Source organism: Aquirufa novilacunae, assembly GCF_045310505.1.
GTDB lineage: Bacteria > Bacteroidota > Bacteroidia > Cytophagales > Spirosomataceae > Aquirufa > Aquirufa novilacunae.
Genome location: NZ_JBEWZG010000003.1, coordinates 416,410 through 436,674, shown reverse-complemented (window position 1 = coordinate 436,674; position 20,265 = coordinate 416,410). Strand labels below are relative to the sequence as shown.

The 20,265-nt window shown below is 43.1% G+C and carries 22 protein-coding genes; 13 read left to right on the top strand and 9 right to left on the bottom strand.

The window, feature by feature from the left end; translation table 11 throughout:
- Window positions 1–59: 59 nt before the first annotated feature.
- Genes V7S74_RS10090 through V7S74_RS10075 form a run of 4 tightly spaced genes read left to right on the top strand, consistent with a single transcriptional unit; the run spans window position 60 to window position 3,224 of the window.
- Window positions 60–1,193, top strand: a complete 1,134-nt coding sequence (locus V7S74_RS10090; RefSeq protein WP_406778636.1) for a 5-(carboxyamino)imidazole ribonucleotide synthase — start codon at window positions 60–62, stop codon at window positions 1,191–1,193.
- A gap of 11 nt (window positions 1,194–1,204) precedes the next feature.
- Window positions 1,205–1,696, top strand: a complete 492-nt coding sequence (gene purE / locus V7S74_RS10085) for a 5-(carboxyamino)imidazole ribonucleotide mutase (RefSeq protein ID WP_406778635.1) — start codon at window positions 1,205–1,207, stop codon at window positions 1,694–1,696.
- Window positions 1,696–2,322 (top strand): LysM peptidoglycan-binding domain-containing protein, encoded by a 627-nt coding sequence (locus V7S74_RS10080; RefSeq protein WP_406778634.1) that lies wholly within the window; start codon window positions 1,696–1,698, stop codon window positions 2,320–2,322. Before purE ends, V7S74_RS10080 begins: the two co-directional genes overlap by 1 nt.
- Window positions 2,319–3,224 (top strand): M15 family metallopeptidase, encoded by a 906-nt coding sequence (locus V7S74_RS10075; protein ID WP_406778633.1) that lies wholly within the window; start codon window positions 2,319–2,321, stop codon window positions 3,222–3,224. The genes V7S74_RS10080 and V7S74_RS10075 overlap by 4 nt, the downstream gene beginning before the upstream one ends.
- Here the strand turns inward: V7S74_RS10075 and fmt are convergent.
- Complete coding sequence (gene fmt / locus V7S74_RS10070) at window positions 3,221–4,138, bottom strand: methionyl-tRNA formyltransferase (protein ID WP_406778632.1); 918 nt, start codon at window positions 4,136–4,138, stop codon at window positions 3,221–3,223. The two genes, V7S74_RS10075 and fmt, sit on opposite strands and share 4 nt — an antisense overlap.
- A gap of 195 nt (window positions 4,139–4,333) precedes the next feature.
- Between fmt and greA the strand changes: the two genes are divergently transcribed.
- Window positions 4,334–4,807, top strand: coding sequence for a transcription elongation factor GreA (greA, locus tag V7S74_RS10065; RefSeq protein ID WP_406778631.1), 474 nt, complete (start codon window positions 4,334–4,336; stop codon window positions 4,805–4,807).
- Here the strand turns inward: greA and V7S74_RS10060 are convergent.
- Window positions 4,804–5,481, bottom strand: coding sequence for a YggS family pyridoxal phosphate-dependent enzyme (locus V7S74_RS10060; protein WP_406778630.1), 678 nt, complete (start codon window positions 5,479–5,481; stop codon window positions 4,804–4,806). The genes greA and V7S74_RS10060 overlap by 4 nt on opposite strands.
- 97 nt (window positions 5,482–5,578) lie before the next feature.
- Between V7S74_RS10060 and V7S74_RS10055 the strand changes: the two genes are divergently transcribed.
- From V7S74_RS10055 to rplI, 4 genes are all read left to right on the top strand, one after another.
- Window positions 5,579–6,553: a hypothetical protein gene (locus V7S74_RS10055; protein WP_406778629.1), complete on the top strand. Its 975-nt coding sequence runs from the start codon at window positions 5,579–5,581 to the stop codon at window positions 6,551–6,553.
- A 93-nt stretch (window positions 6,554–6,646) separates the two neighbouring features.
- Window positions 6,647–7,009: a 30S ribosomal protein S6 gene (gene rpsF / locus V7S74_RS10050; RefSeq protein WP_406778628.1), complete on the top strand. Its 363-nt coding sequence runs from the start codon at window positions 6,647–6,649 to the stop codon at window positions 7,007–7,009.
- 1 nt (window position 7,010) lies between these two features.
- On the top strand, window positions 7,011–7,262 hold the full coding sequence (gene rpsR / locus V7S74_RS10045) for a 30S ribosomal protein S18 (protein ID WP_406778627.1): 252 nt from the start codon (window positions 7,011–7,013) through the stop codon (window positions 7,260–7,262).
- 36 nt (window positions 7,263–7,298) lie between these two features.
- A complete protein-coding gene (rplI, locus tag V7S74_RS10040) occupies window positions 7,299–7,742 on the top strand; it encodes a 50S ribosomal protein L9 (protein ID WP_406778626.1) in 444 nt (147 codons plus the stop codon).
- Window positions 7,743–8,172: 430 nt separating this feature from the next.
- On the opposite strand, the gene V7S74_RS10035 is transcribed toward rplI, so the two are convergent.
- Window positions 8,173–9,402 (bottom strand): isocitrate dehydrogenase (NADP(+)), encoded by a 1,230-nt coding sequence (locus V7S74_RS10035; RefSeq protein WP_406778625.1) that lies wholly within the window; start codon window positions 9,400–9,402, stop codon window positions 8,173–8,175.
- Between the two features lie 200 nt (window positions 9,403–9,602).
- Here V7S74_RS10035 and ffh point away from each other — a divergent pair, with 200 nt between their 5' ends.
- Window positions 9,603–10,937, top strand: a complete 1,335-nt coding sequence (gene ffh, locus V7S74_RS10030) for a signal recognition particle protein (protein ID WP_223131118.1) — start codon at window positions 9,603–9,605, stop codon at window positions 10,935–10,937.
- Here ffh and pheT read toward each other — a convergent pair whose 3' ends face one another.
- Both pheT and def read right to left on the bottom strand, forming a co-directional pair.
- Window positions 10,938–13,370, bottom strand: coding sequence for a phenylalanine--tRNA ligase subunit beta (gene pheT / locus V7S74_RS10025; RefSeq protein ID WP_406778624.1), 2,433 nt, complete (start codon window positions 13,368–13,370; stop codon window positions 10,938–10,940). It lies immediately after the preceding gene.
- 8 nt (window positions 13,371–13,378) lie between these two features.
- On the bottom strand, window positions 13,379–13,951 hold the full coding sequence (gene def / locus V7S74_RS10020) for a peptide deformylase (protein ID WP_406778623.1): 573 nt from the start codon (window positions 13,949–13,951) through the stop codon (window positions 13,379–13,381).
- Window positions 13,952–14,052: 101 nt separating this feature from the next.
- Between def and V7S74_RS10015 the strand changes: the two genes are divergently transcribed.
- From V7S74_RS10015 to bioB, 3 genes are read left to right on the top strand one after another with little or no spacing between them, the layout of a single operon-like run.
- Window positions 14,053–14,670 carry an inorganic pyrophosphatase gene (locus V7S74_RS10015; RefSeq protein WP_377981471.1) on the top strand — a complete coding sequence of 206 codons (618 nt, stop codon included), beginning with the start codon at window positions 14,053–14,055 and terminating at the stop codon, window positions 14,668–14,670.
- 21 nt (window positions 14,671–14,691) lie between these two features.
- On the top strand, window positions 14,692–16,461 hold the full coding sequence (gene sppA / locus V7S74_RS10010; protein ID WP_406778622.1) for a signal peptide peptidase SppA: 1,770 nt from the start codon (window positions 14,692–14,694) through the stop codon (window positions 16,459–16,461).
- A 13-nt stretch (window positions 16,462–16,474) separates the two neighbouring features.
- Window positions 16,475–17,494, top strand: a complete 1,020-nt coding sequence (gene bioB / locus V7S74_RS10005) for a biotin synthase BioB (RefSeq protein ID WP_406778621.1) — start codon at window positions 16,475–16,477, stop codon at window positions 17,492–17,494.
- Between the two features lie 23 nt (window positions 17,495–17,517).
- Here the strand turns inward: bioB and V7S74_RS10000 are convergent, their stop codons facing one another.
- From V7S74_RS10000 to V7S74_RS09985, 4 genes are all read right to left on the bottom strand, one after another.
- Entirely contained in the window at window positions 17,518–17,958 is a 441-nt protein-coding gene (locus V7S74_RS10000) for a GNAT family N-acetyltransferase (protein ID WP_406778620.1), read from the bottom strand.
- Window positions 17,959–18,024: 66 nt separating this feature from the next.
- Window positions 18,025–19,608 (bottom strand): ribonuclease Y, encoded by a 1,584-nt coding sequence (gene rny / locus V7S74_RS09995; protein ID WP_406778619.1) that lies wholly within the window; start codon window positions 19,606–19,608, stop codon window positions 18,025–18,027.
- Between the two features lie 57 nt (window positions 19,609–19,665).
- Window positions 19,666–19,956 (bottom strand): cell division protein ZapA, encoded by a 291-nt coding sequence (locus V7S74_RS09990; protein ID WP_406778618.1) that lies wholly within the window; start codon window positions 19,954–19,956, stop codon window positions 19,666–19,668.
- A complete protein-coding gene (locus tag V7S74_RS09985) occupies window positions 19,953–20,264 on the bottom strand; it encodes a hypothetical protein (protein ID WP_406778617.1) in 312 nt (103 codons plus the stop codon). Before V7S74_RS09985 ends, V7S74_RS09990 begins: the two co-directional genes overlap by 4 nt.
- Window position 20,265 lies beyond the last annotated feature (1 nt).

The following is a 20,265-nucleotide window of genomic DNA, read 5'->3' as shown; positions in this document are numbered from 1 at the left end:
TCTAAATAATTTCCAAAGGTAAAACAAAAGCCGTAATTTTACCCATTGAATTCGAATTTATGTCTACATCACTTCCCAAAATCGGATTATTAGGCGGCGGCCAGCTAGGAAGAATGCTCCTACAAGCAGCAATCGACTTAGATTTGCAAATCGCCTGCCTTGATCCAGATCCAGAAGCATCTTGTCACACCTTGACGACCCAGTTTACGCAGGGCTCGTTTCAGGATTTTGATACGGTTTATGCTTTTGGAAAAAAATGTGATTTAGTCAGTATCGAAATTGAGCATGTTAACATCGAAGCGCTTGAACAATTAGAAGCAGAGGGAATTAAGGTCTATCCTCAACCTCATTTGCTTCGCATGATTCAAGACAAGCGCATCCAAAAGACCTTTTTCCAAACCCACGGTTTCCCTACCGCCGATTTCAGATTAATCGAATCTGCAGACGAAATAGTGGCTAACGAGGATTTCTTGCCCGCTTTTAACAAACTGGGTAAAGGAGGATACGATGGGAAAGGGGTACAATACATCGGTTCAGCTGCGGATGCTTCGAAGGGATTTTCAGAACCTGGCCTTTTAGAAAAGGCCATTGATTTCGATAAAGAATTAGCCGTCATTGTGGCTCGCAATCCGCAAGGGGAAATTAAAGCCTTTCCTGCTGTGGAGATGGTATTTCATCCCGTCCAAAACCTAGTTGAGTTTTTAGTTTCACCAGCTGCTATTTCACGCGAGATTGAGCGAGAAGCAGAGCAAATTGCTGTCAGCCTAATTGATAAAATGGGGTTAGTGGGTGTTTTAGCGGTGGAAATGTTTTTAACGAAGGACGGTAAAATCCTGATTAACGAAGTCGCTCCTAGACCGCATAATTCAGGACATCAGACGATTCGAGCGAATGATACGTCACAATATGAGCAGCATTTGAGAGCAATTTCGGGCCTTCCTTTGGGAGATACCTATGCACATAGCTACTCAGGCATGTTGAATTTATTAGGCTCAGAAGGGTTTACAGGGCCTGCGAAATACGAAGGCTTGGATACTATTTTAGGTATGCCTGGCGTTCATCCATTTTTATATGGAAAGAAAATAACGAAACCTTTTCGCAAGATGGGGCACATTACACTCGTAGCTGGCTCCCGTGAAGAGATTGAACAGAAAGCAGAATTAGTTAAACAAAGCATACGCGTTATCGCATAAATTAGATAGCTATGGTAGGAATTATAATGGGTAGCAGCTCAGATTTAGGAGTGATGCAAGAGGCCATTCAGGTTTGCAAGGATTTTGGTGTGGCTTATGAAGTGGACATCGTTTCTGCACACCGTACACCAGTAAAAATGATGACCTACGCGCAACAAGCGAAGTCACGCGGTATTCAGGTAATCATCGCTGGAGCGGGTGGTGCGGCGCATTTACCAGGTATGATTGCTTCGGCGACTATTTTGCCAGTGATTGGCGTTCCGGTGAAATCCTCTAATTCCATCGATGGATGGGATTCCGTTTTATCTATTTTACAAATGCCAAATGGTGTTCCAGTGGCCACTGTAGCCCTGAATGCAGCGAAGAACGCCGGATTATTAGCTGTACAAATGTTAGCGATTTCAGATGCTTCTTTGGCAGAAAAATACACGGCTTACAAAGCGGAATTAGAAGATAAAGTGGCTGAAATGAGCCAAGAAACAAAAGATAAATTCTCAAAATAATGAGCGAAAACGAAGAAAGCAGCAAGTTGCCTGTTATCACTTTGGGCATCCTTTTATTAACTCTAGTGGGTTTAATTGCGGTAGGATTTGAGCATTTTGTGAGTCCAGATAAGGACGAATTAATCAAGGCGGAGAAATTTGTAGAGCCAGAGGAAGAAGTGGTAGCAGAGGCAGCACAAGTGGACATTGATTCGATTGCGGATCCTGCGGATTCTCTAATTGTAACGAAGGATTCCTTGCTAGGGCAATCAGACGAAGAAGCATTAGCCGAGCAGAAGAAAGAGGTTGAGGCGGAAGTGGTTCCTGAAGTAGCCACGCCTGCAGGCAAATCGCATGCTGTAACGGTGGAAAAAGGAGAGACTTTCTCTGCAGTTGCCAGAAAATTTGGTTTAAAGGTAGATCAATTGAAAGCCTTGAATCCAGGGGTGAATCCGGATGGGATTAAAAGTGGGTCTACGAAGTTAAATGTGAAGATTCAAGCGGTGCATACCGTGGGTCCTGGTGATATTTTACGTAAAGTGGCAGAAAAATATGGCGTGACGAAACAAGCCATTATGGAGGCGAATCACAAGAAAGATGACATAACCCTGCGTGGTGAAGTGCTCATCATTCCCTTGAAAAAATGATTTTAATTGGTCTTTTTCAAGTCATCTTATTCTTTCTAAGTCTTGAGGAGCAGCCTGCCAAACAGCGGGTGTGTGAGCCTGTTCGCCTAACATCAATCGATTGGGAGGAATTTAAATGGCTTTACAAGCAGCAGGATTCTACCTTTTCCACCGATTCTATTGCTTCTTATGTCTTTATCCGCGTGAATGCCGATGGTACAAAAGAGACACGCGAGTTTGCTCAATTGCACCAGCCTTGGGAGGATTTATTGTCTGTAGAAATTGACTCTTTCGAGATCAAGCGCGATAGTTTGAAGAAACGAATTAAGTCGCCGTATAAGCTGAGGTACACTTCCACTACTCGAAATAAAAAACAGCAATTATCCTTGCAAAAAAGGGGCTTCTCAAAGGCCTTTATCTCTTTTCATAACTTTGGTTTAGCTGCGGATGGAGCCATCGCCAGAAAAGGCAAGCACTTGCGTCGTGGTGCTATTTATGACCGTTATGGATCGATAGCGAAGGATTTGGGTTTGTTTTGGGGAGGTGACTTTGTAGGTTTTCCAGATCCAGGGCATATTCAGGCCTTCTTGAATAGTGCTAGTCTCATTCAAAAATATCCAGAGGTGGCGTTGGAATATGAGCCCTTTAAGGCGGCATATGAACGGAATTACTTTAAGAAGGTAGATATCGGTCGCGAAGAACTCGTCGAAGACTCCCGAGATTTATTGATTGAATTAAACAAGGTGCGGGAGAATAAACCTTGCGCTTGCTCTCAGGCGATCCCTTTCCCTGCCTCAGCTGCTAATCTAACTTTAAAGCCGTATACCGTTACGATTTTGGCCAATATACAAGAGCAGTATATCTTCATCCAAAAAGGCTCCTACGGGTATTTTTATCCGATGGGACTTTGGAAATTACACTAGAAATTAAAGTTGTAGCCGCGTAAGAATTCGTCTATTTTCAGGCGCTTTTTGCCTTCCATCTGCCACTCTAAAATGTTGATATACCCGTCTCCACAACCCACGCGCAGGAACGTTTTTTTATCCGTATCCCAAACCCCCACCCCAAGATCAGGGATAATTTCTGGGTGAAATTCGACGGCAATCAATTTGCAGTTTTTGCCCTGAAAAACGGTATGTGCGCCTGGAAAAGGATGCATGCCCCTTACTAAATTAACGATGTCCTGTCCATTTCGCGTCCAATAAACTTCTCCCGTGCTTCGATCTAATTTAGGGGCTGATTTTAGTTCAGCTAATTCTTGTTGAGGAGTCGGGTGAATATGGCCAGATTCGATGGCTTTGGCCGTTTTAACGACCAAGGCGCCGCCTTTATTCATTAAGCGTTCATATAATTCACCGGTTGTATCTGTAGCCGAAATGGCTTCTTTTTCTTGGAATAATAAATCACCCGTATCGATTTCGTGTTGCAGGAAGAAGGTCGTAATTCCCGTTTCGGTTTCCCCATTAATGACCGCCCAGTGAATGGGAGCTGCACCTCGGTATTGAGGAAGTAAGGATGCGTGCAAGTTAAACGTACCCATCGGCGGCATATTCCAAACCGCTTCCGGAAGCATTCGGAAGGCTACGATGATTTGTAAGTCAGCTTTGTAAGCGGCTAGTTCTTCTAAAAATGCGGGGTCTTTTAGTTTAACCGGCTGTAAAACAGGTATGCCACAAGAAGAGGCGTACACCTTCACGGGGGAAGATTGAATCTGCTGTCCACGTCCAGCAGGCTTGTCGGGTGCGGTTACAACGGCAACCACCTCCATCTTCGCCTCTACTAAGGCCTGTAAACTAGCTACTGCAAATTCTGGGGTTCCAAAAAATATAATCCGCATCCTTGATCTTGATAGTTTGTGGAATCCGTCTGAATTTTTATTATCTTTGTACCCTACAAAACAACAATTTCGTGCTGTTACAGAAACAAATTACTTAGTTGCGAATCCGAAACAAAACTACAAATAAATTAGGTAGAACGGTCGGAGGCCGTTCTATTTTGTTTTTAAGCACAGAGGTTAAACCCTAAAAAGATTATGGCAAAGTTTCAATATTACACGGCAGAGGCATTAGATAAATTAAAAGCAGAATTACACCATTTGAAGATTACAGGTCGTTCTGATATGGCCAAACAAATCGCGGAGGCTCGTGATAAAGGTGATTTAAGTGAGAATGCAGAGTACGATGCGGCGAAAGATGCACAAGGGCTTTTGGAATTAAAGATCTCTAAACTAGAAGAAATTATTTCCATAGCACGCGTTTTAGATGAATCAACGATCGATTTATCCGTGGTTTCAATCTATTCCATTGTTCAAATTAAAAACACGAAAAACGGAGCTGCCTTCACTTATACCATTGTATCAGAAGAAGAAGCTGATTTGAAAGCTGGAAAGATCTCGGTATCCTCTCCATTTGGCAAAGGATTATTGGGTAAGAAAGTAGGCGATTTAGCCGAAATTACAGCGCCAGCAGGTAAGCTAGAATTTGAGATTATGTCGCTAACTCGTTAGTGACGAGGGCCGTAGATGGCCGATCCCACGCGAACCAAGGTAGCGCCTAGTTCTGCGGCGATCAAATAATCTCCAGACATACCCATGGATAACTCAATCCATTCCACAAGACCGGTCGAAACACCGGTTTTGTTGTTTTTGAGCTTTTGGAAAAAATCAGCTAGACTTTGAAATTCCTGACGAATCTGCTCTTCATCTGCCGTAAAGCTGGCCATCCCCATCAATCCCACGATTCGGATATGTTGTAATTCAGCAAAAGCGGGATCCTCCAATAAGGCTTCTGCTTCCGCAAAATCCAAGCCAAATTTACTCTCCTCCGTCGCAATATAAATTTGCAATAAGCAATCGATCACCCGCTCATGTTTTGCTGCCTGTTTATTGATTTCCTTTAATAAATTCAATGAATCCACGGAATGGATCAGGTGGACAAAAGGAGCAATGTACTTTACTTTATTCGTTTGTAAGTGACCTATTTGATGCCAAAGAATGTCCTTAGGCAACACCGCCTGCTTTTCCACCATCTCCTGCACGCGATTTTCCCCAAATTCCAAGGCCCCCGCCGCATAGGTTTCTTGAAGCTCTTCGATACTTCTCGTCTTTGTTACCACAATAAGTCGAGCGTTGCTGTCGTTTAATTGCTTGTTAATCAAGGAAATTTGTTCTGCGATGGCCATGTTAGGGTAGGCTAAATTTTGTTAGGGCTAAAAAATATTATTAAAATTAATTTATTATTTTTGATTCAAGTCTAAAAGATTAAATAAAGCAGGTTAAATGGAATCGGAGAATACGAGGGGTAACGAAAGTAGTTTGAAGCGTCGCGTGACCCTGTTGACTATAGTGGTTGTTTTATTGCTGGGTTGGATTGCGGCGGATAAACTAGGTCTTTTGGATCGGTTTATGCAACCATCACAAGCCGAATTTGTAGAGAATGCACAGGTAAAACTAGACTCAGTTGCCGAGCAATTGAATTTACGTTTAGTCCAAATTAAAAAATTAGGCGGTAAAGTTAGTGAATTAGAGAAAGCGAAAGCGCAGATTTTGGGAGACCAAAAACACCTAAGCGACATCGATCCAGCTGAATTCCAAAAGAAACTTTCCTATTACCTGCACCTATTAGGACAAAAAGACGCCGAAATCAAAAAGCTTAAAAAGGAAAACGTGGTATTAATTCTTCGCAATGATTCCTTAAGCCGCGAAGCGCAAATATTAAAGGTGGGCTTAGTGAATATCCAAAAAGCCTTAGAGGATTCCAGCAAGACTTTTGGTCTTAAAGAAAGAGAGCTAAGCGAGAAATCCCGTGTTCTAGAAATTCGCAACAAGGAATTATCCGAAAAAGTAAGTGCCGCTGCTGCCTTGCGTGCGGAAGGAGTGAATGTGTATAACATATCCTCTCGAGGTAAAGAGTCTGCTATCAATAATCAAAAGGCGAAAAAAGTGGATAAAATTCGTGTCATGTTCCACTTGCAAGAAAATACTTTGGCGAACAAGGAGATTAAGACGGTTTTCTTGCGGATCATCGAACCTACAGGAACAACGATTTCAGATTATAACCTGGGTTCAGGGACCTTTGATTTCAAAGGACGTGAGTTAACTTTCACAAGCCGCCAGCGTATCTTTTACGAAAACAACCACCAATCGGTGGAATTTATCTATGCAAGACCCAATGGTTTCAAAGCAGGTAAGCACGAAATTGAGCTGTATGCGGAAGGCTATTTGATCGGTTTGGGCACCTTCGAAGTGCGCTGATTCTAAAATTTTGTTGTTAACGCTTTGATTGTGAAGGAATATTCGTACCTTTGCAGTCCAAATTTTTACCAGTTTTTAAACAACAATTTTTTTATGGAATTAAAAAACTATGAGACGGTGTTCATTTTAACTCCCGTTTTGTCTGAACAACAGACAAAGGACACTGTTGAGAAATTCAAGAATCTGTTGGTAGAAAACGGTGCGCAAATCGTTCATGAAGACGCTTGGGGCTTACGTAAGTTAGCTTACCCAATTCAGAACAAGCACACTGGATACTATCAAATTTTCGAATTCGCAGCAGCTCCTACCTTGATTGCTAAATTAGAATTAGAATATAAGCGTGATGAGCGCGTGATTCGTTTCTTGACATTAGCTTTAGATAAGCACGCTATTGCTTACAACGAAAAAAAGAGAAAAGGATTAGTAGGTAGAAAACCAGAAAAAACAGAAGCATAATATGACACTAGTTAACGAACCTGTAGATAAGAACGGAAACCGCAAAAAGTATTGCCGTTTCAAGAAATCTGGTATTCAATACATCGATTTCAAAAACCCAGACTATTTATTGAAATTAGTGAATGAACAAGGTAAAATTTTACCTCGTCGTATCACTGGAACTTCTTTAAAATTCCAACGTCGTGTGGCGCAAGCTGTTAAGCGTGCTCGTCACTTAGCTTTGATGCCTTACGTGGCTGACGGTTTAAAATAGTACCTTATCCAATAAACATTTGATTGTAAACATAAGATGGAAATTATATTAAAAACAGATATTGCTGGATTAGGTTACAAAAACGATATCGTTGCAGTGAAAGCTGGTTACGGTCGTAATTACTTAATTCCACAAGGATTCGCTATCATGGCGACTCCGTCTAACCGCAAGGTTGTAGCGGAAAACATCAAGCAAGCTGCTCACAAAGTGGAGAAAGTTCGTCAAGATGCATTCGATTTAGCTGCAGCTATCGGCGAAATGACATTGACTATTCCTGCGAAGACAGGTGATAGCGGAAAAATCTTTGGTCGTGTGACTAGCCTTCAAATCTCAGAGATGTTGAAAGAAAAAGGCTTCGATATCGATCGTAAGAAAATTTCATTCGATACAGAAGTGAAGACTACCGGCGATTACGCTGCTACGCTTGACTTACACAAAGAAGTAAAACACAAAATTGCTTTCTCTGTGGTTTCAGAATAGTATTTGAAACAAAACGATAAGTAGAAATCGCGCTGAGCAATCGGCGCGATTTTTTTATTTTAAGCGGAGGCTTAAAATAAAAAAATCTAGTCGCTAGTCGCCGCGAAGCGGCGAAGTCGACTACGTCTGAGTCGCCGCGAAGCGGCTTAGTCATCGCTGCGCGATTTAGTCGTCACTTCGTGACTTGGTCGCGACTAAGTCGTTTAGTCTCTAAAAAGCAAAAAAAATCCGGAAAGGAATTTCTTCCCCTCCGGACTTTTTGACTAAGTTGCGAAGCAATGACTAGGTCTCGCAGAGACGACTCTTTGACTAAGTTGCGAAGCAACGACTAAGCGACGCAGTCGCGACTAAGACGAAGTCGACTAAGTCACAAAGTGACGACTTTTCTCCGACTCAGCGCCGTAGTCGCGACTTGAGCCGCCTGCGGCGATTACGCTAACGCTGCCTTCAAATTCGTATCTAAAGCCTCTAAGAACTCTTCTGTGTATAGGTAGTGCTCTCCGTGCTTCACTTTGTTGCCGTGGATACAAACTGCTAAGTCTTTAGTCATCTTACCAGATTCAACTGTAGCCACACACACTTTTTCTAAAGTTTGGCAGAAATTAATCAAAGCCGCATTGTTATCTAATTTACCACGGAACTCTAAACCACGAGTCCATGCGAAGATAGAGGCAATTGGGTTAGTTGATGTAGGTTTTCCAGCTTGGTGATCGCGGTAGTGACGAGTCACTGTTCCGTGAGCAGCTTCCGCTTCCATTACTTTTCCGTCTGGTGTAATTAAAACCGACGTCATTAAACCTAAAGATCCAAAACCTTGAGCAACGGTATCCGATTGAACGTCTCCGTCATAGTTCTTACAAGCCCAAACAAAGTTACCATTCCACTTCAACGCAGAAGCAACCATGTCATCGATCAAACGGTGCTCGTAAACGATACCTGCTGCTTCGAATTGTGCTTTGTAATCTGCTTGGTAAATCTCTTCGAAGATGTCCTTGAAACGGCCATCGTATTTCTTCAAGATCGTGTTCTTCGTTGATAAGTATAAAGGCCATCCTTTGCTCAATGCCATGTTAAAGCAAGAGTGCGCAAAACCTTTGATCGACTCATCTGTATTATACATGGTCATTGCAACGCCATCACCTTTGAAGTTATACACTTCGAAAGTTTGTGCTTCGCCACCATCTTCAGGTGTGAAAGTAACCGTTAATTTGCCTTTTCCTTTTGTTACGAAATCAGTTGCTCTATATTGATCACCAAAAGCGTGACGACCAATCATGATCGGAGCAGTCCAGTTAGGTACTAAACGAGGAACGTTTGCACAAACGATTGGCTCACGGAAAACTGTACCATCTAGGATGTTACGGATCGTTCCGTTAGGTGATTTCCACATTTGCTTCAAATCGAACTCAGCTACACGAGCCTCATCTGGAGTGATGGTAGCACATTTGATACCTACACCGTATTTTTTGATTGCCTCAGCAGCCTCGATTGTTACTTGGTCATTCGTTTCATCGCGGTATTCCACGCCTAAATCGTAGTACTTAATGTCTAGATCTAAATAAGGCAAGATTAATTTATCCTTGATGAATTTCCAGATAATTCGAGTCATTTCGTCGCCGTCTAATTCAACGACTGGGTTGGCAACTTTAATTTTTTCCATTTTTGTTATATCAAAATTTTGATAGGTTGTGTTAATCCTGCAAAGGTAAAGACTAAATCTTTTTTACTCCATTATTTTGGGGTATTTTTGTCAAAATGTCGGATATTTTTTTGGGTAAAAGGGGCATGGAAAGTTCAGCCCGTTTATTTGATTAAAATTTGCCTGAAAAAGCGTAAATTGCAGTCCTTTTTTTAGATACTATGTTTGAGAATTTAAGTTCGAAGTTGACCACTGCCATGCGTACCCTGAAGGGGAACGGCAGAATTACGGATATTAACGTTGCCGCTACGGTGAAGGAAATTCGCCGCGCCTTGATGGATGCGGACGTGAACTATAAGGTGGCGAAAGAGATTACGGATCGGATTAAGGATCAGGCGATGGGCCAAAAAATCCTAATCGCCGTAGAGCCAGGTCAATTATTGATCAAGATTGTTCACGAGGAATTAACCCAATTAATGGGTGGCCAGAAGCAGGACATCAACCTGAAGGGTGATCCATCGGTGGTTTTAATCGCCGGTTTACAGGGTTCTGGTAAGACGACTTTCTCGGGTAAGTTAGCTCAATACATTAAAAAAGGAGGACGTAATGTGCTTTTAGTAGCCTGCGATATTTACCGTCCTGCGGCAATCGACCAATTGAAAGTGTTGGGAGAGCAAGTAGGGGTGGAGGTATACGCGGAGCCTGAAAATAAGAATGCGGTAAGCATCGCGGAGAACGCGCTTTCGTATGCCCGCAAAATGGGTAAGAAAGTGGTAATCGTCGATACAGCGGGTCGTTTAGCCGTGGATGAGGCGATGATGAACGAGATCGCAGCGGTGAAAGAGGCGATAAAGCCGACCGAGATTTTATTCGTAGTGGATTCCATGACGGGTCAGGATGCGGTGAATACAGCTAAGACCTTTAATGATCGCTTGAATTTTGACGGCGTTGTTTTAACGAAATTAGATGGTGATTCCCGCGGTGGTGCGGCCCTTTCGATTCGTCAAATCGTCGACAAACCGATTAAATTCATCTCTACAGGAGAGAAAATGGAGGCCTTGGATCAGTTCTATCCTGATCGTATGGCAAACCGTATCCTGGGAATGGGTGACGTATTGTCTTTAGTAGAGCGTGCGCAGCAAGCTTTCGACGAAGATGAGGCGGCTCGTTTAAATAAGAAGATACGCCAAAACAACTTCACCTTCGAGGACTTCTACGCACAATTGCAGCAAATCAAGAAGATGGGTAACATCAAAGATTTGATGGGCATGGTGCCGGGTATGAGCCAGGCGGTGAAAGATGTAGATATTTCCAATGATTCCTTCAAGCCGATTGAAGCGATCATCAGTTCGATGACTCCGAAGGAACGTCAAAATCCAGATATTTTGAACCCATCACGCAAGAATCGCATTGTGGCTGGTTCTGGAACGTCGATTCAAGAGGTGAATAACCTATTGAAGCAGTTCGAGGACATGCGCAAAATGATGAAGATGATGAACAAGGTACAAGATGGAAAGATGAAGATGCCTAATTTAGGGGGCATGTTCAAGCGATAATTATTTTCTAATTATCGCTCCAATTTCCTTCTCGAATCCTTTCATTAATCGATCCATCGTCGACTCAATGACCTTATCTGTTAAGGTCTGAGATTCGTCTTGTAGCGTGAAGCTAACGGAATATGCTTTCTTGCCTTCCCCTAAGTTCTTGCCTTCGTACACATCGAAGATGGATACGTTTTTCAACAAGTTCTTCTCGTATTGCTCGGCTAGTTTTCTAATCGCCTGGTAGCTGACGCTTTTATCAATCACCAATGATAAATCGCGACGTACCTCAGGGAACTTAGAAATCTCATGGTAAACGAAGTCAGCTCGCTCTTGCTTTACCCAATAATCCCAATCGAAATCGGCGAAGAATACGTCTTGTTTTACCTCCCATTTGCTGGCTAAATTCGGGTGAATCATACCCAATTCAAGGCAAGCCTTTTTGTAGATGGAGATGCGTAAACCGAATGCGAATACACTCGAATTTTCGATTGTATCTGTTTCGAATTGAGTTACCCCTAGCGAACGCATTAACTCGATGCTCACTTGGTACAAGTGGTGCAAAGCGGTTTTAGTGGGAGTGCTAGACCAGGTTTCTCCAGCCCATAATCCCGTGGTAAATAAGGCTAAATGTTTCTTTTCGATGTATTTAGGGCCTTTTTTATGGTATGTTTTGCCAAATTCAAAGACCTTTAGATCTTTTTGGCGGCGGTTAATATTGTGCGCTAGCACTTCTAATCCCGCGAAAGACATGTGCTGTCTCATCACACCTAAGTCCTCTGAAAGGCGATTCAATATCTCTACCGTTTCGAACTGTAAATCTTTCTCGATAGCCTTGTGGGCATCAGCTTTAGTCAAAGAGTTGGTGATGATTTCTTGGAAACCTTTGGCCGTCAAAATCTGTGAGATATTCAACTGAACGCGTTCCTTATCTAACAATGGGAACTCCGAGATGAAGTTCGCACTCAAATGATCCGACAAAGGAATGTTATCCAAACCATGGATACGTAAAATCTCCTCGATGATATCTGCCTCTCTCGTCACATCCACGCGGTAAGCAGGGGAGATTGCTACGAATTCATCGCCCTTATCGGCTTCGATCTTGAAATCCAATAAGGTCAAAATTTCTTTAATTCGCTCAGCCGCTAAATCTACACCAATGTATTGTTGCACCCGACGGACGCTAACCGGAATTTCGACTAAAGAAACCTGCGTTGGATAAATATCGATCGGCTCAGACGTAATTTTACCGCCGGCTACTTCTTGAATTAATTGAGCGGCGTATTCCAAAGCAAATAATTTTGCTTGGATATCTGTCCCACGCTCAAAACGGAACGAAGCATCTGTTTTCAAGCCGTGAATTTGGCTGGCTTTACGGATACGCTCTGGTTTGAAGTGAGCCACTTCTAGGAAAATACGTGTCGTAGAATCTTTAATGCCTGAATCTTCACCCCCCATCACGCCGGCCATGCCGATCGCGCCTGAAGCGTCACAGATCATTAATTCCTCTCCGGTTAACTTGCGTTCAACGCCGTCCAAAGTTTTAAAAAGTGTTCCAGCAGGTAAAGAATCGACGATTAATTTTCCGCCTTTAATTTCATTCCAATCGTAGGCATGCATCGGCTGGCCTAATCCGTGGCAAATGAAATTGGTGATGTCGACCACGTTATTAATAGGACGCAATCCGATAGCAGATAAACGTTCTTGTAACCAAGTAGGTGATGGAGCGACTTGAATGCCATCGATGGTGATACCGCAGAAGCGGTCGCAACCAGCATCCTTAATTTCTACAGCGATTGGATGAGCATTGCTTTCTATCACCAAAGCAGGTGAAGGTAATTGAATCGGAAGACCCGTTACCGCTCTGATATCGCGCGCGACGCCCCAGTGAGAGGCAGCATCTGCGCGGTTTGGCGTTAATCCAATTTCTAAAACTAAATCACCTGAAATATCGAAAAAGGAAGCGGCAGGTGTACCGTTAGGCGCGTCCGTATCCAAGACTAAAATGCCGTCATGGGATGTCCCGATGCCGATTTCGTCTTCAGCACAGATCATACCTTCAGAGGGTTGACCGTATACTTTGCGCTTCTCGATTTTGAATAATTCTTTTCCCTCTTTGTCGTATAATTGGGTGCCAGGAGTGGCGACGATTACTTTTTGGCCGGCTGCTACGTTTGCTGCGCCGCAGACGATGGTTAAGATTTCGTCTAAACCAGCATCCACTGTCGTTAGGCTTAACGTTTTCTCTTTTACTTCGAATTTCTCGCAAGTCAAAACTTCACCCACTACAAAGCCTTTCAATCCACCCGGAATCTTATCGTGAGGTTCGATACCCTCCACTTCTAAGCCCGTGTTTGTTAATAAAACATCTAATTCTTCTGGGCTGCCTTGTGCAGGAAGCTTCGAAATATCAATAAAATCGCGTAACCAATTAAGGGAAATTTTCATCTGTCTAATTAACGGGTAAGTTTCATTTTGTAATCCACGGAAACTTTTCCTCGCGTGATATCACTTAACTTATTTTTGATAAGGCGCTTTTTTACCGGATTCAAATGATCCGTGAATAAAATGCCTTCGATATGATCGTATTCGTGTTGGATAATGCGGGCGGCTAAACTTTCGAACATGTCTGTTCTTTCCTCGCCTTGCTCTGTCCAATAGTGGATCTTAACGTATTCTGGGCGATACACCTCGCCGCGAATGCCTGGAATTGATAAACAACCTTCTTCAAAACCCCATTCATCTCCAGTTTCCTCTATAATGGTCGGGTTAACGAATACTTTTTTGAAGCCTATTAAGGATTGATCCACATCCTCGTCCTTTTCTCCTTCGTTCATGGGTCTACCATCTACGACGAATAAACGAATGTCCATCCCGATTTGCGGTGCTGCTAAACCCACACCGCTGGCAGCGTACATGGTTTCAAACATATCTTCCGATAATTTGATTAAATCAATCGAACCTAATTCAATAGGTGCAGCGACTTTTCTTAAAACGGGGTCCCCGTAGGGTATAATTGGATAAATCATATCTGATAGCGCAATGCAAACAACAAATTTAGCAGAATTTATCCTTTGTTTTTCGTAATTTGCAGGGATTTTTAACCTAAGTAAGATTTAATAAAAAGATTATGAATAGAAACTTCTTTAAGGCACATCCTTGGCATGGCGTACAAATCGGCGACCAAATGCCTGAATTAGTGACCGCCTTTATTGAAATTGTTCCTACGGACACAGTAAAATACGAGATTGATAAGCAAACGGGTTATTTGAAAATTGATCGCCCGCAGAAATTCTCGAACATTGTGCCTGCATTATATGGCTTTTTGCCACAAACCTATTGCTCAGATGGCATTGCAGAGCTTGCTCGCAAGTATTCGGGGAAAGATATTGAGAGAGGGGATGGCGATCCATTGGATATTTTAGTGCTTTCAGAGCGTGCCATTACGCACGGAGATATTTTATGTCAGGCGATTCCGATTGGTGGAATTCGCATGATTGATAAGGGTGAGGCAGATGATAAAATTATTGCGGTATTGAAGGATGATCCGATTTATGGCAAATGGAAAGACATTGCGGATGCCCCTAAAGATATCGTGGAGCGTTTGAGACACTATTTCTGGACTTATAAAATGTTGCCAGGAGAAACTACCTCAAATGCGGTAGATATTGATGATATTTATGGTCGTGATGTGGCGTTTGAAGTGATTCGCCAAGCACGCGAAGATTACCGTAAAAACTTTGGTTAGAAACCATTTAAATGTAAAGCTATGTGGCAATTTGTCAAGTATTCGTTAGCGACTGTTTTTGGACTATTTCTTTTTGTGATCGTCTCTCTGCTTCTTTTAGCCGGCGTTGGTGCGGCGATGGGAAGTGCTGATGAGGTCTATGATTTAAAGGATAATTCGGTTTTAAGATTAGATCTAAATCGTCCAATCGTAGAGAATGCGTCGACAGAGGAGAATCCATTCGCAGCTTTGACGGATATCTATTTTGCCCCGCCAGAAAATCTCGGTTTGATTCAAGTTTTGTCTGCTTTAGAGCGCGCGAAGGTAGATCCTAAAATCAAAGGCATCTATTTAGATGCGAGTTTCCCGATCGCAGGCTATGCACAGCTTTCGGAGATTCGGGAGGCGATTCAGAAGTTCCAAAAATCAGGTAAATTCGTCTATGCTTACGCTAATTCCTACACAGAAAAAGGCTATTATGTGTCCTCAGTGGCAGATAAGACCTATTTGAACCCGAATGGTTTGCTGGATTTCAATGGCATAAGCGTTCAATATACCTTCTACAAGAAGGCGCTGGATAAATTAGAAATTGAGCCTTTGGTATTCCGCGTGGGTACCTATAAGTCTGCCGTGGAGCCTTTCATTCGCGAGGACATGAGCGAGGAAAATAAGGCTCAAACCTCTTCTTTCTTACAATCGATTAACACCTATATTTTTGATAAAATTGCGCGATCTAAGAACATTCCGGTCCGTAAATTAGACCAGATTGCGGATAGCCTTCAGGCTTTTGAGCCTTCTAATGCAGAGAAATTAGGGATGGTGAAGCAAGGGTATTGGGATGAGTTTGAAGCTTTATTGAAAAAGGCCTCAGGCGAGAAGGAGAAAGTGATTTATGTGTCGGTGAATAATTATTTGAAGGCCAAAAATCCGATTGACGAAGTAGAAGGCAAAGATCGCATTGCTGTTTTAGTAGCAGAAGGAGAAATTTCTGGAACGAGAGCAAGCGAAGGTAATATCGGTTCAGATGATTTTGTGAAGGAGTTGAAAAGGCTTCGGGAGAGCAAATCAGTGAAGGCGATTGTGCTTCGTATTGATTCACCAGGCGGCTCTTCTTTAGCGTCTGATATCATGTGGCGCGAAATTGAATTAACGAAAAAAGTGAAGCCGATTATCTCTTCTATGTCGAATTATGCGGCATCTGGGGGTTATTATATGGCGATGGGGACGGATGCGATTGTTGCTCAGCCTACCACCATCACCGGTTCAATTGGTATATTTGCGGCTTGGTTTAACGTGGATAATTTCTTGAAAAATACGTTGGGAATTACTCAGGATCACGTGAATACGCATGCGAATTCGAATTTCATGAATTCAGCAGGTGCCTTGACCGATTTTCAGAAGTCGGTAGTCCAAAACTCCGTAAACAAAGGCTACTTATCCTTTACAACAAAGGCAGCTGCAGGTCGCAAGATGACATTGCAACGATTGCAATCGTTAGCGGGTGGTCGCGTTTGGACGGGTGCTCAGGCAAAACAAATCGGTTTAGTGGATGAGCTAGGCGGTTTAGATAAAGCGATTGAAATCGCAGCTGCAAAAGCAAAATTAAAGCCAGGTGCTTACAAGGTGGCAGTTTATCCGAAAGCCAAATCTTTTGTGGATGAATTATTAAGTTCAGCTACTTCGGAGTCTTCGATGACGGAGCGTTTTTTAGCTAAAAATATTCCTTGGTCTACTTCACTTTTAGAAGTGAATCGTTGGAAAAAAAGAGAAGGCTTCTTAGCGATGATGCCTTATTTAATGGAATTTGAATAGAAATAAAGCTTATATGGTACGTAATAATTGGACTCGTGAAGAGGTAGAAAAAATATACAACCAACCCTTTTTAGACTTAGTCTATCAGGCGGCTACGGTACACCGCGAGAATTTTGACCCGAATGAGGTGCAAATCTCCACCCTACTTTCGATCAAGACAGGAGGTTGCCCTGAGGATTGTTCTTATTGTTCTCAAGCAGCGCGTTATCACACGAATGTGAAGGTGCAAAAATTACTTCCTTATGAGGAAGTGATTCAAGCAGCTAATCGTGCGAAAGATAATGGTAGTTCTCGTTTCTGTATGGGAGCGGCTTGGCGCGAGGTGCGTGATAATAAGGATTTTGACCGTGTCTTAGACATGGTAAAAGGGGTAAACTCGTTAGGAATGGAGGTTTGCTGTACCTTAGGTATGTTATCTGAGGAGCAAGCGCAGAAATTAAAGGATGCAGGTCTTTATGCCTACAACCACAACATCGATACGAGTGAAGAGTATTACGACGATGTTATTTCAACGCGTACCTATGACGATCGTTTAGAGACGCTAGGAAACGTGCGTAAGGCGAAATTATCCGTTTGTTCTGGTGGTATCATCGGAATGGGAGAAAGCGCAGGAGATCGCATCGGAATGCTATTGACTTTAGCTAATCTTCCTGAGCATCCAGAGTCAGTTCCAGTGAACAACTTAGTGCCTGTAGAGGGAACGCCTTTTGAGAACCAAAAGACCGCCTCTGTTTGGGATCTTGTTCGTGTGATTGCGACAGCGAGAATCATGATGCCAAAGTCAGCCGTGCGTTTATCTGCCGGCCGCTTAGAATTAAACTACGAGGGTCAAGCCTTCTGCTTTATGGCAGGCGCTAATTCGATCTTCTCTGGAGACGTCTTATTAACAACGCCTAATCCGGATACGAAATCAGATGCGGAATTATTCCAAATCCTTAGCATTAAACCAAAGGCTGCATTCAAGGATGCGCGCAAGCCAGGTGTGGAGTTTAATCAGATTCCAAGTGCGCAAGGTTTAGAGCATACACACTAGTTATTGCAAACATAATTGAAGCGCTATTCCGAAAGGTTTAGCGCTTTTTTCATGCGGTAATGTTGGATTTCCCCGAAAAGTAAATAGGATTCCGCGATAATGGTGTACCCAATTCTCTGATAAAACGGCACCGCATTCTCCCTCGCCTCTAATACGATTTCGGTCCAGCCTTTTGCCTTCGCTTGATCTTCTAGGTAAGCCATGATGGCTCTCCCTATTCCCTTTCCTTGTGCCGCAGTAGCGGTAGCCACACAACGGACTTGACCTTGCTTTTCTGCAGACTCGTGCATACGCGCTACCCCCAACACTTCGTTGTCTTTCACGGCGATGGCGTGAATAGCTTGATCTTCATCCGCTAGTACTTCGGATCCCAAAGGCTGATTCCAAGGCTCTCGAAGTACGTTAAAACGCAAAGCATAATAGGCTTTCCATTCGGCGTCGGTTTGGGGAGATTTGATTTCCATGTGGTAGGGGGATAAAAAAATGGCGCAGCCCGCAGGGCTGCGCCATAAATATACACGATTCCTTCTCTATTTTGCAAAGTTCACCGCGCGCATTTCGCGAATCACGGTTACTTTGATTTGACCAGGGTATTGCATCTCTTTCTCGATTTTCTGAGAAATGTCAAACGATAGGTTCGAAGCCTTTTCGTCACTTACGTTCTCGGAATCAACCATGATACGTAATTCACGACCCGCTTGGATCGCATAACATTTTTGAACTCCGTCGAAGGAAGTCGCTAACGTTTCTAAATCGCGAAGACGCTTCATGTAGGACTCCATCATCTCGCGGCGAGCACCTGGACGAGATCCAGATATCGCATCACACACTTGGATGATAGGGGAGATCATAGAAGTCATCTCACACTCATCGTGGTGAGCTCCGATCGCATTACAAACCTCTGGATGTTCTTTGTATTTCTGAGCCAGTTCCATACCTAACAAAGCGTGAGGAAGTTCTGGTTCTTCATGCCAAACTTTACCAATATCGTGTAGTAAACCTGCACGCTTAGCTAGCTTCGCATTCAAGCCTAATTCAGCCGCCATCGTTGCACAAAGCTTCGCGACTTCGCGCGAGTGTTGCAATAGGTTTTGGCCATAAGAAGAACGGAATCGCATACGACCAATCATCTTAATTAATTCTGGGTGTAAGCCGTGAATCCCTAAGTCGATCACGGTCTTCTCTCCGATTTCGATGATCTCATCGTCGATGTTCTTACGCGTCTTATTCACGACCTCCTCAATACGAGCTGGGTGAATACGACCATCCTGCACTAAACGGTGAAGTGATAAACGGGCAATCTCACGACGTACTGGATCAAAACCAGAGATGATAATCGCTTCCGGCGTATCATCTACGATGAATTCAACACCCGTCGCTGCTTCTAACGCACGGATGTTGCGGCCTTCACGTCCGATAATTTTACCCTTGATATCATCTGATTCGATGTTGAAAACCGACACACAATTTTCAATTGCATTTTCAGCTGCGGTACGTTGAATCGTTTCGATAACGACTTTCTTCGCCTCTTTCGTGGCTGTTAATTTCGCTTCTTCGATCGCTTGTTTCACGAGTGAGCTTGCTTTCGACTCTGCCTCTGCCTTCAAAGCATCCATGATTTGTTGGCGCGCCTCATCTGCTGAAAGGCCAGCAATTTTTTCTAATTGACTGATCTGATTCGCTAGCATCGCTTCCGCTTCCTCGCGTTTCTTTTCTACATCTTCTAGCTTCTTGCGGAAGTTTTCTTCTTTTGCTTGAACGCTCTGCTTCGCCGAGTGTAATTCTTGCTCAGCGGCACGTTGTTGTTCTGCTTGCTGTGCCAAAATGCGCTCTTTCTCACGTAATTTTTGTTCGTTTTCTAAAAGAATTCCTTTCTTGTTTTGGGACTCCTCTTCGAACTCTGCACGTAAACGTAGGAAGTTTTCCTTCGCCTCTAGCATACGGTCTTTCTTGATGTTTTCTGCAGTGATTTCTGCATTTTTTAGGATATCCTCCGCTTTGCGTTGGGCGTCTGTTTCGATGTTTTTATTTACCTTCGAGTAGAATACTTTTCCGGCAAATAATCCCCCCGCCGCAGCGATAAGGGGTAAAATAAAGGTTAATATAGTCGACATATAGAACGAATGTGTGTTTATACATTAGTTCCCTGAAAAATCGAAATAAAAGGAGAATTATACTGTGAACTCAGCTGCTAGAGATAATAATTCGTTGTTTTCTTCTAGCACATCGGCCTGAAGCGAATTATGTTCTGCTTCAAATTTCAAACCACACATGGCCAGGTCTAAGGCCACCATCGCCATCACGGCTGCGGGATCTGAACTATTTGTTTGTTGTTCGTAATAACGAACCATCTTGTTCACAACTGATGCTGCATTTCTTACGTAAGCCTCCTCGCCCGGACTAACCTTTAAGGCGATACTTTGTATGCCTACCAGTAGATTACAAGGGATTTTAGGATTCATGGATTGCGTAATTGGTCAATGCAATGATCTATTTTTGTAATATATTCTTCTAACTTTTGTTTCAACTCAGCGGTGGGAACTGCTGTGTTATCTGTACTAGCTACAATTTTAGCGAAATTATCTGATTTTTTAAAGTTTTTCTCCAATTCTTTTAGCCGTCTCATCGATCTTGCTAGCTCCTCTGTTTTTTGGGCTAATTTTTCGCTTAACTCATCCACTTTCGCCTGCTTTTCGGCCATCGCCCCCTCGTATTCATGTAAACGCGTTACCATCCCGCCGATTTTCAGCTTGAGGTTTAGGTACTGCATT